General features: G+C 71.0%; 14 protein-coding genes. 4 read left to right on the forward strand and 10 right to left on the reverse strand.

From position 1 onward, the window contains the following. Positions 1–7: 7 nt before the first annotated feature. From JOE64_RS01550 to JOE64_RS01565, 4 genes are all read right to left on the reverse strand, one after another. Entirely contained in the window at positions 8–1,114 is a 1,107-nt protein-coding gene (locus tag JOE64_RS01550) for an ABC transporter permease (protein ID WP_204962590.1), read from the reverse strand. After that, on the reverse strand, positions 1,111–1,995 hold the full coding sequence (locus tag JOE64_RS01555) for an ABC transporter ATP-binding protein (RefSeq protein WP_204962591.1): 885 nt from the start codon (positions 1,993–1,995) through the stop codon (positions 1,111–1,113). Before JOE64_RS01555 ends, JOE64_RS01550 begins: the two co-directional genes overlap by 4 nt. A 125-nt stretch (positions 1,996–2,120) precedes the next feature. Continuing rightward, positions 2,121–2,831, reverse strand: a complete 711-nt coding sequence (locus tag JOE64_RS01560; protein WP_204962592.1) for a response regulator — start codon at positions 2,829–2,831, stop codon at positions 2,121–2,123. After that, positions 2,828–4,105, reverse strand: coding sequence for a sensor histidine kinase (locus JOE64_RS01565; RefSeq protein ID WP_204962593.1), 1,278 nt, complete (start codon positions 4,103–4,105; stop codon positions 2,828–2,830). Before JOE64_RS01565 ends, JOE64_RS01560 begins: the two co-directional genes overlap by 4 nt. 159 nt (positions 4,106–4,264) lie before the next feature. On the opposite strand from JOE64_RS01565, the gene JOE64_RS01570 reads away from it, so the two are divergent. After that, positions 4,265–5,659: a hypothetical protein gene (locus JOE64_RS01570; RefSeq protein ID WP_204962594.1), complete on the forward strand. Its 1,395-nt coding sequence runs from the start codon at positions 4,265–4,267 to the stop codon at positions 5,657–5,659. 66 nt (positions 5,660–5,725) lie between these two features. Here the strand turns inward: JOE64_RS01570 and JOE64_RS01575 are convergent, their stop codons facing one another. Next, positions 5,726–6,562 carry an exodeoxyribonuclease III gene (locus tag JOE64_RS01575; protein WP_204962595.1) on the reverse strand — a complete coding sequence of 279 codons (837 nt, stop codon included), beginning with the start codon at positions 6,560–6,562 and terminating at the stop codon, positions 5,726–5,728. 266 nt (positions 6,563–6,828) lie between these two features. On the opposite strand from JOE64_RS01575, the gene JOE64_RS01580 reads away from it, so the two are divergent. Next, entirely contained in the window at positions 6,829–7,251 is a 423-nt protein-coding gene (locus tag JOE64_RS01580; protein WP_204962596.1) for a hypothetical protein, read from the forward strand. Positions 7,252–7,484: 233 nt separating this feature from the next. On the opposite strand, the gene JOE64_RS01585 is transcribed toward JOE64_RS01580, so the two are convergent. The 3 genes from JOE64_RS01585 to JOE64_RS01595 form a co-directional block, all read right to left on the reverse strand. Then, positions 7,485–8,333: a hypothetical protein gene (locus JOE64_RS01585; RefSeq protein WP_204962597.1), complete on the reverse strand. Its 849-nt coding sequence runs from the start codon at positions 8,331–8,333 to the stop codon at positions 7,485–7,487. Positions 8,334–8,797: 464 nt separating this feature from the next. Further along, positions 8,798–10,207 carry a Re/Si-specific NAD(P)(+) transhydrogenase subunit beta gene (gene pntB / locus JOE64_RS01590; protein ID WP_204964905.1) on the reverse strand — a complete coding sequence of 470 codons (1,410 nt, stop codon included), beginning with the start codon at positions 10,205–10,207 and terminating at the stop codon, positions 8,798–8,800. A gap of 32 nt (positions 10,208–10,239) precedes the next feature. Next, complete coding sequence (locus tag JOE64_RS01595; protein WP_204962598.1) at positions 10,240–11,796, reverse strand: Re/Si-specific NAD(P)(+) transhydrogenase subunit alpha; 1,557 nt, start codon at positions 11,794–11,796, stop codon at positions 10,240–10,242. Between the two features lie 151 nt (positions 11,797–11,947). Here JOE64_RS01595 and pyrE point away from each other — a divergent pair, with 151 nt between their 5' ends. Further along, positions 11,948–12,523 (forward strand): orotate phosphoribosyltransferase, encoded by a 576-nt coding sequence (gene pyrE / locus JOE64_RS01600; RefSeq protein ID WP_204962599.1) that lies wholly within the window; start codon positions 11,948–11,950, stop codon positions 12,521–12,523. A gap of 54 nt (positions 12,524–12,577) precedes the next feature. Here pyrE and JOE64_RS01605 read toward each other — a convergent pair whose 3' ends face one another. After that, the gene (locus JOE64_RS01605; protein WP_204962600.1) at positions 12,578–13,426 is read right to left on the reverse strand and encodes a universal stress protein; all 849 of its coding nucleotides are present in this window, start codon (positions 13,424–13,426) and stop codon (positions 12,578–12,580) included. A 128-nt stretch (positions 13,427–13,554) separates the two neighbouring features. Between JOE64_RS01605 and JOE64_RS01610 the strand changes: the two genes are divergently transcribed. After that, positions 13,555–14,352 (forward strand): MerR family transcriptional regulator, encoded by a 798-nt coding sequence (locus tag JOE64_RS01610; protein WP_204962601.1) that lies wholly within the window; start codon positions 13,555–13,557, stop codon positions 14,350–14,352. Between the two features lie 434 nt (positions 14,353–14,786). On the opposite strand, the gene JOE64_RS01615 is transcribed toward JOE64_RS01610, so the two are convergent. Further along, entirely contained in the window at positions 14,787–14,966 is a 180-nt protein-coding gene (locus tag JOE64_RS01615; protein ID WP_239531667.1) for a hypothetical protein, read from the reverse strand. Positions 14,967–15,058: the final 92 nt, after the last annotated feature.

Genomic DNA, 15,058 nt, shown 5'->3' on the forward strand with positions numbered 1-15,058 from the left:
GCCGCGGTCAGCCGCGGATCGCCTCGCCGAGCTTCACGCGGGCGCCCATCCGCAGGATCGAGTTCTCGTAGATCTTCGCTCCGCCGAGGATCGCCAGCACGCAGGTGACGAGCAGGATCGCGAGCGAGACGAGCGGCTCCCACCACTGCGCCTGGCCGAGGAACAGACGCGTCGGCATTCCGACGGGCGCCGAGAACGGTACGTACGACATGACCGTCAGCACCGTCGGGTTGTTCCAGAAGAAGATCACCAGGAAGTACGGCGCGAGGATCAGGAACATCAGCGGCGTCGTGGTGGAGCCGATGTCCTCCTGACGCGAGACCATCGCCGCCGCCGCCGCGAACAGCGACGCGAGCAGCACGAACCCGAACAGGAAGAAGATCGCGAACCACGCGATCGGCCCTCCGACACCCTGCAGGAAGGCCGTCTGGCCGGTGACGGTGAGGCCGACGACCGCGATCGCGGCCAGCACGAGCACCTGGGCCATGGCCAGGACCGTGTTGCCGATGACCTTGCCGGCCAGAAGCGCCCGGGCGGGTACGGCCGAGATCAGCAGCTCCACGACCCGGGTCGACTTCTCTTCGACCACGCTCTGCGCGATCGTCGCTCCGAAGGTCTGCGCGGCGAGCAGGAAGACGATGCCGAACCCGATCGCGGCGATGTAGCCGATCCAGTCGGTGGCGCTCGACGGGTCGAGGACGACGACGTTCGGCGACTGCGACAGCGACGTCAGCAGCCCGGTGGGGGCATCGGATTCCACGATCACCGAGAACCCGAGCGGCGGGGCGTCGTCGGCGACGACGGCGGCCTTGACGGTGCCGTCGGCCACGAGGGCTTCGGCGGCGGCGCGGTCGCCCACCGTCGTGAGCTCGAGGTCGGGCACGTTCTGCACGTACTGCGCGGCGTCGCTCGTGACGGCGACGGCGGTGGTCGAGGCGTTCTTCGCACTGAAACCGGCCCAGATGACGCCGCCGAGGGCGATCGCGAACAGGATGCCGAACGAGATGAGGAACGCCTTGCTCCGCAGCTTCGAGCCGATCTCACGCTCGGCGACGAGCCACACGCTCTGCGCGAAGCCGGGGGCGGGGGCGAGGGGGGCGGACTGCGCGGTCACTGGATGACCTCCTTGAAGATCTGGGCGAGGGAAGGATGCCGGGGAGCGAAGCTCGCGACGTCGCCGGCGGCCACGGCGCGGCGCAGCACCCGCTGCGCCGTCGCGTCGGAGTCGGCGTCGAACAGGGCGTAGCCGCCGTCGAACTCGACGACGTCGACGCCGGGCTCGTCGCGCAGCCAGCCCGCGTCGCCGGAGGAGACGAGCTCGTACCGGTGACCGGCGTGGGCGGCGCGCAGCGCGTCGCGAGAGCCGGATGCCCGGATGGTGCCGCCGGCGATGATGACCAGCTCGTCGCACAGACGCTCCACGACATCGAGCTGGTGCGACGAGAACAGCACCGCGGTGCCGCTCGCGGCACGCGACTGCAGCACGGCGGCGACGACGTCGACGGCGAGCGGGTCGAGGCCCGAGAACGGCTCGTCGAGGATCAGCACCTCGGGGTCGTGCACGAGCGCTGCGGCGATCTGCGCGCGCTGCTGGTTGCCGAGCGAGAGCGTCTCGATGTTGTCCTGCAGGCGCTCGCCGAGACCGAGTTCGGTGAGCAGCGCCTCGGCGCGCGACGTGGCATCCGCCTTGTCGAACCCGTGCAGCCGCGCGAGGTACACGATGTGCTCGAGCACGCGCATCTTCGGGTAGAGACCGCGCTCTTCGGGCATGTAGCCGAAGCGGCGGCGGTCGGCGGAGGTGACGGCGGCGCCGTCCAGGGTGACCGTGCCGGCGTCGCGGGCGAGCACGCCCAGGACGATCCGCATGGTCGTGGTCTTGCCGGCGCCGTTCCCGCCGACGAAGCCGGTGAGTCGGCCCGGCGCGACGGTGAACCCGACGTCGTCGAGCACTCTCTTCGTGCCGTAGCTCTTGGTGATCCCGCTCAGTTCGAGCATGCGCTCCTCCTCCTCGGATGATGCTTCGACGCTACGGGCGAGTGCGGGTGCGGACCTCCCCCGCGGGGTGGGAATCCGCGGTGGAGGCATCCGCCGTCCGGGGGAGGGCGCGCGGCGGGGATGCCTCAGGCGAGTCCGTGCCGATGCGCCCAGACGACGGCCGCCACCCGGTCGCGGGCGCCGAGCTTCTGCAGCACGTTCGACACGTGCGTCTTGACGGTCGCCTCGCCGATGTAGAGCGCGGCGGCGATCTCGGCGTTGCTGCGGGCATCGGCGAGAAGGCGCAGCACCTCGCTCTCGCGCTCGGTGAGGGGGACGACGGGTGCGAGCGCCTCGTCGTCGGGCGCGATCGGTTCCGGCACCTCCGGGGAGGTCCTCGACGGATGCCCGTGTCCGGTTTCGGTCGCGTGCGCGAAGCGCTCGATCACACGGCGGGTGACCGAGGGGGCGAGCAGCGCGTCGCCGGCGGCCGCGACGCGCACGGCGGTCACGAGGTCTTCGGGGCCGGCGTTCTTCAGCAGGAAGCCGCTCGCCCCCGCCTCGAGCGCCTGGAAGAGGTAGTCGTCGCGGTCGAACGTCGTCACGACGACGACCGCGGCGGTGATCTCGGGCGACGCGACGAGTCGGCGGGTGGCCTCGAGTCCGTCCATGTCGGGCATCTGGACGTCCATGCAGATGACGTCCGGCTGCAGGACGGATGCCTGCGCGAGCGCCTGCGTGCCGGTGCCGGCCTCGCCGACCACACGGATGTCCGGCTCGGCCTCGAGGATCATCCGGAAACCCGCCCGCATCACGGCGTGGTCGTCGACCAGGAGGACGCGAAGCTCGTCGGTCATGTGCGTGCTCCTTCACGGGTGGGTGCCGCCGACGGCAGCGGGACGCGCAGCCGCACGAGGAAGCCGCCGCGGGGCCGGGGTCCGGCTTCGAGCGATCCGCCCGAGGCCGCGGCGCGCTCTCGCATGCCGACGAGTCCCAGGCCCGGTCGGCCGACCAGGTGGGAGCGTCCGGTGTTCGACACCTCGAGTTCGACGGCGTCGGGGGCATAGCGCAGGCGCACGTCGGCCGTCGCCCCCGGCCCGCCGTGCCGGCGGGCGTTGGTGAGGGCCTCCTGCGCGATCCGGTGCACGTTGACCTGCACGAGCTCTGAGACGGAGACCGGGTCGCCGATGACCGTGAAGGTCGTGGGCAACCCGTTCGCGGTGGCGTGCGCGACGAGGTCGGGCAGTGCCGACAGGTGCACGGTCGCGTCGGTGGGCGTCTCGGCATCGGGTGTGCGGAGGGTCTCGAGCAGATGGCGCAGTTCGCCCAGCGCGTCGCGGGCCGACTGCTCGACCGTCTGCAGCGCCTGTCGCGCGGCGACTGGGTTCCGCTCGAGCACGGCGCGGGCCGCGCCGGCCTGCACGCCCATCGCCGAGACGTGATGGGCGACGACGTCGTGCAGCTCGCGCGCGATGCGCACGCGGTCGAGGGCGACCGCCTGCGCGGCCGTGAGCTCGCGTTCGCGCTCGAGCTCGCGGGTGCGCTCTTCCAGCACGTCGCGCGCACGGGCCTGCGCCCAGGCCCGCTCGCCGAACAGGTAGGCGCCGCCGAAGAACGCCGCATTCACCAGGAACTGCAGCAGCATGTACGCCGCGAAGGGGGAGAAGAGTCCCGCTCGCGAGAGGGACTCGTCGTCGATGCTCACCGCGGCCTGGAACGTCGTGGCGACCAGCCACACGAACATGCCGACGATGACGACCAGGCGCACGATCGTGGCGCGACGCCTGTCCGACACCCACGCGCCGACGCTGTACATCGCGATGAACAGCGTCACGTTTCCGACATAGATCTCGGGGATCCGGTACGACACCCCGACGAAGAACGCTGCCGCGACGAGTATCAGCACCAGTTCGGGTGCGCGGCGCCGGTACGCCGTGGGCAGGGTGATCGCCGCCGAGTACACGAGCGCCCACGCGAACGCCGGCTTCTCGGCGCCGTACACACCAGCGACCTGGCCGAGCCAGGCACTGAGGATCGCACTGACGAGCAGAGCGAGCGCGAGCCAGAGGTCGGCTCGCCGTGCGTCGGCGCCGAGAGGCCTCGTCCACGGGAAGCGCTGGGCCGGGGTCATCCCTTTACGCTAGACGGCAGAGGATGCCCGAGCCTCCCCCGCAGGACGGAGAAGAGGTCTCCGCCCGCGCTGTCGCGCGCCCGTGCACTCAGCGAATTGCCAGCAGATCGTCATACGAACTCCACCTGGCTCTCAGTGCATATCTTTACACTCGGTACGGTGACGACTGCCTCCACGGTTCGCCGCGCCACCAGCGCGAGCGGAACAGATTCCCTCGCGTGGCTCCCCACCGGCGCACGACGCCGGGTGGAGCATCTGCTGAGCATGCGCGCCCCGTTGCTGCGCTTCGCCCTGACCCGCCGCGGTCTCATGATCGGCTTCGCCGTCGTGCACGGCGTGTACCTGCTGGGCCTTCTGCCCACGATCCTCGCCGGTCAGGCTCAGGGCGATCTGCCGCTCTACCGCCTCTGGGCCGAGCAGGCCCGTCTCGGCTACTGGCCCGTCATCGACATGCCGTGGGTGTACCCCGCCGGCGCCCTCGCCCCGATCATGGCGGCCATCGCCGCGGGGCCCTTCTACTACCAGCTCGGCTGGTTCGTGCTCATGGTCGGCGCCAACTTCCTGGCGATCATGGCACTCACCGGCAACCTCCGCCGGCGCTCCGGGTATCTCGCCGCGTGGTTCTGGCTCGCGATCCAGGTGCTGCTCGGCCCGGTGTCGATGCTCCGCCTCGAGGGTTTCTCGGCGCCGCTCGCCATCGCGGGTCTCGCGCTCCTCGCCCGTCGCCCCGCGGTCGCCGGGGCGCTCATCGCCGCGGCCACGTGGATCAAGGTGTGGCCGGCGGCCATCGCCGCCGCGGCCGTGACGGTCATGTCGTCGCGTCTGCGCATCATCGGCGGCGGCGTCGTCGTCAGCGTCGTCATCTCGCTCACCGTGCTGTTCTACGGCGGCGGGTCGAACCTGTTCAGCTTCGCCACGATCCAGGGCGATCGCGCGCTGCAGCTCGAGGCGCCCGTCGCGACGCCGTGGGTGTGGGCGACCGTCCTCGGTCTTCCCGGCGCGGAGATCCGCCAGAACTACGTGCTCGCCACGCGTGAGGTCGCCGGTCCCGGCGCCCACATCGCCGGCGACATCGTCGGCATGCTGATGCCGATCTCGTTCGCCGTCATCATGCTGCTGCTGTGGCGCGCGCGCCGGCTTGCGGTGCGCCAGAACCGCCTCACCTCGACGCTCGAGCTCAAGCTCGTGCTGAGCGGTAGCTTCGCGCTCACGGCCGCGCTCATCGTCTTCAACAAGGTCGGCTCGCCGCAGTACATGCTGTGGATCGCCCCGATCGTCGCCGTCGCCCTCGTGGTCGATCGTCAGGCGTGGGCGCGTGCGGCCGGATGGCTGGCGGCGACCTGCTTCCTCACGACGCTCGTCTTCCCGGTGCTGTATGTGCCGCTCATCAACGGTCAGCCGTTCGCCGCCTCGATCCTGTTGGTGCGCAACGTCATCGTGTGCGGCCTGTTCGTCTGGAGCGTCGTCGCGCTCTGGCGTGCGGGCAGCGAGAACGTGCGCGAGAGCGACACCGCTCTTGCCGGCGTTCGCGTCCCGGCTCTCGCCCAGGGCTGAGCCGGGGCGGACCGTCCGGGCAGCCGAGTCGGCCCCGGGGTCGCCGGCGCCGACCGTCCGCTCCGGTCAGAAGATCATCGGCCGATCGTCGTCGTCACCGGCGAGATCGAGGTCGACGGCCACCGGAACGTGGTCGCTCGGGATCTCGCCCTTGCGCTCGTCGCGGTGGATGGATGCCGCGACGACGGCGTCGGCGAAGGCGTGCGATCCGAGGATGAAGTCGATGCGCAGACCCTCGTTCCGAGGAAAACGCAGCTGCTTGTAGTCCCAGTACGTGTACCCGGCCGGCACGAGGGGGCGCACGGTATCGCTGAGGCCGGCGTCGATCAGCGCCTGGAAGGCCTCGCGCTCGGGCGGTGAGACGTGCGTCGTGACGCCTTCGACGACCGTGGGGTCGCCGTTGTCGGCATCCGTCGGGGCGATGTTGAAGTCGCCGGTGAGGGCGAGGGCGCGGTCGGGGTCGTTCCGCAGCGTGTCGAGAGTGTAGCCGCGCAGCGCCTCGAGCCAGTCGAGCTTGTAGCGGTAGTGCGGGTCGTCGAGTCCCCGGCCGTTCGGCACGTACAGGCTCCACAGTTCGACGCCGCTGATGGCCGCGCCGATCGCGCGTGCCTCCTGCGGGGCATCCGGGCCGTCGTAGCCCTTCGCGAACCCGGGCATGTCGGGAAAGCCGATCTGCAGATCCTCGATCGGCTCACGGCTGGCGATCGCGACGCCGTTCCACTGGTTCAGCCCGTGCGCCTCGACGGTGTAGCCCGCCTCCTCGAACGGTGCGTACGGGAACTGCTCCGGCTTGCACTTGATCTCCTGCATCAGCAGCACATCGACGTCGTGGCGCACGGCGAAATCGACGGTGCGGACGACGCGGGCGCGGATCGAGTTGACGTTCCAGGTGGCGATGCGCATGGCATCCAGCGTATTCGCCCGCGCCGACGGTGCCCGCGCGGCGGTCCCGCGCTCCCGCGGTGTTGCGCTACCGCGGTCGGTCGACGAGCTCGAGACCGTGCCTGCGCGTCGAGACCGACGATCCGAGTCACGGTCTCGACGCGGGATCTCTGTGTCGGTGTACGCACGCGGAGTGGGGAGGGGCGTATCCGGGCGTGGGGATGCCCGGGGTTTCTTCCGGCACGGAGCCTGTGGCTCGGGCTCGGGCGCCGCGTAGCGTCGGCATCATGTGGCGCAGGACGCGAGGCATCCGGACCGGGCTGGCGGTCGTCGCGTGGTTCGAGCTCATCTCCTGCCTGATCGGTGCCGTGCTGGGCGTGTTCTTCGGCGGGGCGGGTGTGCCGGATGCCTGGCTCGATGACACCCCGTTCACCTCGTTCGTCGTGCCCGGCCTGATCCTCGGAGTCGTCGTCGGCGGAGCGCAGGCGCTCGCGCTGGTCGCGCATCATCGCCGGCTCCGCCTCGCACCAGGTCTGCACGTGGCCGCCGGGCTCGTGATGATGACCTGGATCTTCGCCGAGATCGCGCTGTTGCAGGTCTGGTCGCCGCTGCAGGGCCTGTACTTCGCGACCGGACTCGTCCAGGTCGCCCTCGCCGTACTCGCCCTCGGCGCGTGGCCGCGCCCCTTCTTCGCCCGCGATCCGGAGTGATCGCGCAGCTCCGGTTCGCCACCGCTCCGATCCGGATGACGGGCGGGCCGCCCGCCCTGGCTCGTCACCGAGACCGCGCTTGCGCGTCGAAACCCGGGTTCCGAGTCACGGTCTCGACGTGAGAACGCGGTCTCGAGGTGAGGCGAGGCGAGGCGAGGCGAGGCGGAGCCCCGGGCGCTGGGTGGCGGATGCCACGCGGCATCCGCCACAGGGGCATCCGCCCCGCGACGGCGTCAGCCGCCGACGCGCGTGAGGGCCGTGAACACGATCGTGAGCACTGTGCCCGCGAAGGCGAGCGCCGCCGCGGCGATCCCGACCCCGATCCACACCATGGTGGGGATTTTGCGACGCAGGCGTCGGTCTTCGCGGGCGACGGTGTTCGTGGCATCCGTGGCCGCCTCGTCGTTCGCGGCGGACGAGCCCTCGAGGGTGAGTGAGGGCGGCGCGGCGCGCTCGTCGGCATAGAGGTCGGTCTGCGACCACGCCTTCTGTCCCACCGTGGCCCGGATGCGGGCGAAGCGCTGCCAGGTCGCCGGATCGGCGAGATCGACGCCGCCCGGCCGCAGCACGATGAGCTGGTCATCGCGCACCTCGACGTCGAGGTCGCCGGTCTCATCGATCAGCAGGGCCATGAGATCCGTCATGAACACGGAGAGCGCGTCACGTTCGTACCCGCGCGGTGCGTACAGGTGGAAGTGTCGGTCGAAGTCGCCCTCGAGCGACAGGCGTCGGTCGCGCGTCGGGCGCTGCCGTCGCTCGCGTCCGTTGCCGGTCGCATCGATCAGCAGGTGCGGCAGTCGGCGCGGCGGCGTCATGGCAAGGTATTCGATGCGCATGCTGCGCTCGGGCGTCGCCACCGAGACGGTGCGCGTGATCGTGAGGCGTCCCCTCTGCTCGGTGCGCGAGGCGCTGCGGTCGCCGCCCGTGATGTTGCCCGCTTCCCAGCCGTCGCCCGACACCTTGTCGCGCACGACGCCGCTGGATGCCTGTTCCCACAGGCCCTCGCCGAGCGCGAGCGGGTCCCCCTCGGCCTCATAGCGCCATCCGGATGCGGCGGCCAGAGCGGCGATCTGCTCGTTCATGGCCCCACCCTATGGACGCGGCATCCCCTCACACCCACGTGCCACGTGCCGCGTGCCGCGTGCCGCGTGCCGCGTGCCGCGTGCCGCGTGCCGCGTGCCGCGTGCCGCGTGCCGCGTGCCGCGTGCCGCGTGCCGCTGGCGCGCCCCCAGCCGTCGAGACCATGGTTTCGCGTCGAGACCGTGACTCGCACACGCGGTCTCGACGCACGGACACGCTCTCGACGGGTGGCGCCCGCGGTCGCGACGGAGGGCTGGGGCCGCACCCCCGGACGCACGCTCAGCAGCCTGGCGGGCGTGTGCCGTCGGCGCGCCCGCCATCGAGACCGTGGTTTCGCGTCGAGACCGTGACTCGTACACGCGGTCTCGACGCACGGACGCGGTCTCGACGGATCAGGTCCGCGCCCGAGCCCCGAGCCCGGGCCCAAGACCCGGCCCGGGGACCGGCGCGGAATGCCCGCGCCGGGTCACAGCGCCGTGACGATCTCCTCCACGCGTTCCTTGGCGTCGCCGAAGAGCATCTGGGTGTTGTCGCGGAAGAACAGCGGGTTCTGCACGCCGGCATACCCCGACGCCATCGACCGCTTGAACACGACGACGTTGTGCGCCTGCCACACGTGCAGCACCGGCATCCCGGCGATGGGCGAGCTCGGGTCCTCGGCCGCAGCGGGGTTGACCGTGTCGTTCGCGCCGATGACGAGTACGACGTCGGTGTCGGCGAAGTCGTCGTTGATCTCGTCGAGTTCGAGCACGATGTCGTACGGCACCTTGGCCTCGGCCAGCAGCACGTTCATGTGTCCGGGCAGGCGCCCCGCGACGGGGTGGATGCCGAAGCGCACCTCGATCCCGCGTTCGCGCAGCTTCTTGGTGAGGTCGGCGACGGGGTACTGCGCCTGCGCGACGGCCATGCCGTAGCCCGGGGTGATGATCACCGAGCGGGCGCCCCGCAGCAGTTCGGCGACCGCTGCGGCATCCGTCTCACGATGCTCGCCCTGTTCCTTGTCGCCGCCGCGCGGCGCTTCGATGCCGAAGCCGCCCGCGATCACCGACAGGAACGACCGGTTCATCGCCTTGCACATGATGTACGACAGGTACGCGCCGCTCGAACCGACGAGGGCGCCGGTCACGATCAGCAGGTCGTTGTTCAGCAGGAAGCCGGCCGCGGCGGCCGCCCAGCCCGAGTAGCTGTTCAGCATCGAGACGACGACGGGCATGTCGCCGCCGCCGATGGATGCCACGAGGTGCCAGCCGAGCGCGAGCGCGAGCACGGTCACGGCGACGAGCAGCCAGATCGAGGGCGTCGCGACGTACCAGACCGTCAGCACGAGGAACAGGACGAGCGCGCCGACGTTCAGGCCGTTCTTGCCCGGCAGCATGAGCGGCTTCGACGACATCCGCGCGGAGAGCTTGAGGAACGCGACGATCGACCCGGTGAAGGTGACGGCGCCGATGAAGACGCCGATGAACACCTCGGCGTGATGGATGCCGACGAGCTCGGGCGCGATGCCCTCGGCGTACAGGGCGCCGTTCCAGCCGACGAGCACCGCGGCGAGTCCGACGAACGAGTGCAGCAGGGCGATGAGCTCCGGCATGCCGGTCATCTCGACGACACGGGCACGCCAGAGACCGATCGCGCCGCCGACGAGGACGGCCGCGACGAGTAGGCCGACACCGAGCCAGGCGGTGACATCGTCGGGCACGAGAGTGCCGCCCGCGACGACGAGCACGAAGGTCGCGAGCAGGGCGATCGCCATGCCGGCGATGCCGTACACGACGCCGCGGCGAGCGGACTGCTGCTTGCTGAGTCCCGCCAGGGCGAGGACGAACAGAAGTGCCGCGACGATGTATGCCGCGGTGGCGATGGACTGGGCCAGCATGAGGCCGCCGGTGTCGCCGACGAGTGCATCGGTCACTTCTGGTCCCCCTTCTGGAACATGGCGAGCATCCGGCGGGTCACGGCGAAGCCTCCGAAGATGTTGATGGATGCCAGCAGCACCGCGATCGCGGCGAGAATCTGCACCACGGGGTTCGGCACGATGATCTGCGTCATCGCCCCGACGACGATGATGCCGCTGATGGCATTCGTGATGCTCATGAGCGGCGTGTGCAGGGCGTGGGCGACCTTGCCGATGACGTAGAAGCCGATCACGACCGACAAGGTGAGCACCAGGAAGTGCTGGGGCAGCGGCGGGGGCGCCACGGCGCAGACGAGGAACAGGGCGGCGATGCCCGCGACGATGAGACCCGTCTTGGCGGCCGGCGACAGGGTCTTCTTCTCTGCCGGAACCGAGGCCGGCGTCGACGCTGCGCCCGGTGCCGCGGCGGGCGCGGCCGAGACCTGGACGGGCGGGGGAGGCCAGGTGACGGCGCCGTCCTGCGTGACGGTGACGGCACGCTGCACGACGTCGGATTCGTCGATGCGCAGGGTGCCGTCCTTGCCGGGGGTGAGCAGGGTCAGCAGGTTCAGCAGGTTGGTGCCGTAGAGCTGCGAGGCCTGCTGGGGCAGGCGCCCGGCGAGGTCGGTGTATCCCAGGACGGTGACGCCGTTCGCGGTGACGACGCGCTCGCCGGCGACAGAGCCCTCGACGTTGCCGCCCTGGCCGGCGGCCATGTCGACGATGACGCTGCCCGGCTTCATCGCTGCGACATCGGAGGCGGTGATGAGGCGAGGTGCGGCGCGGCCGGGGATGAGCGCCGTCGTGATGATGATGTCGACGTCGGCGGCCTGGTCGCTGTAGAGCTTCGCGGCTGCGGCGTCATAGGCGGCGCTCGTCGCCTTGGCGTACCCGTCGGACGAGACTTCCTTCTGCTCGTCGGGGACGACGACCTCGAGGTAGGTGCCGCCGATGGATGCCACCTGGTCGGCGACCTCGGGGCGCGGGTCGGTGGCGCGCACGATCGCGCCGAGGCTCGAGGCGGCGCCGATCGCGGCGAGTCCCGCGACACCGGCGCCCGCCACGAGCACCTTCGCCGGCGGCACCTTGCCGGCGGCGGTGACCTGCCCGGTGAAGAAGCGGCCGAACTCGTTCGCCGCTTCGACGACGGCGCGGTAGCCGGCGATGTTGGCCATCGAGCTGAGCACGTCCATCGACTGTGCACGAGATATGCGGGGAACGGCATCCATCGCCAGTGCGGTCACGCCGCGCGCGGCGAGTGCCGACAGCAGCTCGGGGCGGCGCGCGGGGGAGAGGATGCCCACGAGGGTCGTACCGGGGTGAAGCAGCGCGATCTCGGCATCCGTCGGCGCGGTGACCATGAGCACGACGTCCGCAGCCCACGCGTCATCGCGCGAGGCGACGGTCGCACCGGCATCCGCGTACGCGCCGTCGGGGAACGACGACGCGGCGCCCGCTCCGGTCTCGACGACGACGTCGTATCCGAGCGCGATCATCTTCGCCACGGTGGGGGGAGAGGCGGCGACGCGCGTCTCGCCGGGCTGCTCGCGGACGATGCCGATGCGGGCCATGGTGCTCCTTCGATCGTGCACGGCCGGGGCATCCGGGCCACGCCCGCGCACCGCGCCGGGTGACGTTCCCGACTCTAGGGGGCGGCGTGGATGCCGGGGCCGGGGATGTCGCGGAAATAATCCCGGTTCTTCGATCCGTAGACTCGGGTGCATGACCGCCGCCTCCACGCCCGAGCTCGAGTCCGAGCGCCGCGCCCTCGTCGACCTGATCGCCGCCGAGGCCGTCTTCCACGGTGATTTCACGCTGTCCAGCGGCAAGAAGGCGACGTACTACGTCGACATGCGCAAGCTCACGCTCGATCACCGTGCGGCTCCCGCGATCGGTCGTCTCGTGCTCGACGCGGTGCGCGACCTGAACGTGGACGCCGTGGGGGGGCTCACCCTGGGCGCCGACCCGATCGCGAATGCCGTCATGCACGCGTCGGTCGCCGCCGGCACGCCCGTCGACGCGTTCGTCGTGCGCAAGGAGCCCAAGGACCACGGCCGCGGCCGTCAGATCGAGGGCGCTGAGGTCGCCGGAAAGCGCGTCGTGATCGTCGAAGACACCTCGACCACCGGCGGCTCGCCGCTGAAGGCCGCCGACGTGGCCGCCGCGGCCGGCGCCGAGATCGTCGCCGTCGTCACGGTCGTCGACCGCAAGACCGGAGCGCAGGCCGCCGTCGAGGCCGCCGGCTACGAGTGGCGGTCGATCATCGACCTCGACGACCTGGGGCTGGCCGCGCAGTAACGGGCCGCGCCGACGGGGGCGACGACCGCCGCGGGCCGCCACCGCGGCCCCGCGTCACCGCACGACAGCAGTGACAGTGGCGAGTCGGGCGAGCACCTCCTGGCTGATCGAGCCGAGCAGGAAACGGGCGAGTGCGCCGCGTCCGTGCGTGCCGACGACAGTCATCCGGGCATCCTGCGCCGCCTCGTTGAGCACGTGCGACGGATACCCCTGCACGGCCCGCCGCTCGACGGCCAGGTCGGGGTAGTCGACGGTGAGGCCGGCCAGGGCGAGAGCGAGCACCTCTTCGGTGGCCGCCTGCATGTTCGTCAGGTACATCTCGGGGTACACGGCGAGCGAGTTCCGCGGTGCGGAGAGCGGCGTCCAGGCGCTCACCGCGATGAGCTTCTCACCGAGGCGCGCAGCCTCGGCCGCGGCGAAGCGCAGTGCGTGCTCGGACGACGTCGACCCGTCGACCCCGACGACGACGCCCGACCTCGGCCGCTCCTCGAGAGCGGGCACGACGACGACCGGGCACTCCGCGCCGGCGACGATGCGCACGCCGTGCGCACCTCGCGCGGGACGGTCGGACGATCCGCGGTAGTCGCTGCCGATGACGAGCAGCGTCGCGTCGCGGGATGCCTCGTTGAGCACTCGCACCGGATCGCCCGCCGCGACGCGGGTCGTGATCGAGAGGCTCGGATGTGCCGCGCGCACTCGTTCGACGTGCGTGTCGAGCAGCTCTTGCGCGGCGGTCAGGGCTTCGGCGACGATGTCGTCCTCACCGACCGCACCCACTGCGCCGCCGACGACCGCAACGAGTTCGACGGCCTGCCTGCGGGCGATCGCCCGTTCGACGGCCCAGTCCACGGCGTGGCTGCTGACCTGGGCATCCTTCACGCCGACGATGATCGTGTTGTTCATGGTTCCGTCCCTTCATTGGGAGTGTCCGTGACTCCACGCTACGCGAGCGGCGCGGTGCGTGCCCCGGTGGGCACCGTGAAAACACTCGCTTGACTCTGCCGCAACGGCAATGCCTAGCGTGGGGTGACATGAGCATGCGGACGGATGACGACGCACCGGGAACGGGTGGGAGCGACATGATGGAGTGGCCGATCAGAGACCTCGCCCGGGCGACCGGACTCACCAGTCGCACCCTTCGCCACTACGAACAGATCGATCTGCTGCGCCCGTCCCGTGTGGCGGGCAATGGGTATCGCTTCTACGCAGACGCGGAGGTCGCGCGGCTCTACCGCATCCTCTCGCTCCGCGCGCTCGGGCTCCCGCTCGCGGGCATCCGTCTCGCGCTCGACGACGAGACGTCGCTCGCTTCGGCGATCGAGTCCCACCTCGCGCTCCTCGAGGAGCGACGAGACCACACCATCCACCAGATCGCCGTCGTCCGAGACACCCTCGACGCGGTGAGGAAAGGACGATCCATGTCGATCGACGATGTTTTCTCCGGGGTCGACCCGAGTCGGTACGAGACCGAGGTGCGCGAGCGCTGGGGTGACGACGCCTGGGAGCGCTCGGCCCGGCGACGCGCCGACCTGACCGACGAGCAGCGCGAGGCCGACGACCGCAGGAGTGTCGATGTCAACGCCGCCCTCCGGGCTGCCGCCGATGCGGGGGACGACCCGAGCGGCCCCCGCTTTCAGGCGCTGATCGCCGACCACCACCGGTGGGTCGCCGAGCAGTGGGGCGGACGGTCGCCGGACCGGGCGGCCTACACCGGCCTCGCCGAGATGTACGTGACGGATGCCCGTTTCGCCGCGGTCTACGGCGGTGTGCCCAGCGCCGAGGTCATCCGCGCGGCGATCCACCTCTGGAGCCGCGACCACCTCGCGTGATCGGGCTCGCTCGCCTCGTCTCGTGGGACCCGTATCGTGCGGCGCGTCTCACCCGGCTCGTCTCCCTCGGTTCGGGGTCTGGTGTGGTCGGGTCGGGGTGGTTGGGGCGGCCTCGCGCGGCCCCGAACTGGTGCGAGCGCGGCGCGGCGGGTTTGGGGTCTGGTGTGGTCGGGTCGGGGTGGTTGATGCGGCCACACGCGGCCCCGAACTAGTGCGAGCGCGGCGCGGCGGGTTTGGGGTCTGGTGTGGTCGGGTCGGGGTGGTTGATGCGGCCTCACGCGGCCCCGAACTGGTGACCTGGCGGCCTCACGGGGCCCCGAACCCGTGGCCTGGCGGCCTCGCGCGGCCCCGAACCCGTGCCGGGCGGCCACACGCGGCCCCGAACGTGTGTGGGCGCGGCCGCAGGCGGCCCCGAACGGGTCACACGAGAGGACTCAGCGGAAGATCGGCAGCTGCGACGCGAGGGCGAGCACGAGGCCCGCGAGGGTCAGCAGCAGGATGCCGCGACCGTTCGGCAGCGGGGTGCCCTGCGGGGCATCCCGTCGCCCGCGGACGAACAGGACGAGGGCGACGATCAGCAGGATCATCGCGGTGACGACGAGGACGATCCCCATCAGTCATCGCCCCGATCGCGCCGGCGTCCTCGCACGAACTGCACCACGAAGACGACGAGCGTTCCCGCGAGGATCAGCGCGCTGGTGGCCAG

Source organism: Microbacterium dextranolyticum, from assembly GCF_016907295.1.
Taxonomy (GTDB): domain Bacteria; phylum Actinomycetota; class Actinomycetes; order Actinomycetales; family Microbacteriaceae; genus Microbacterium; species Microbacterium dextranolyticum.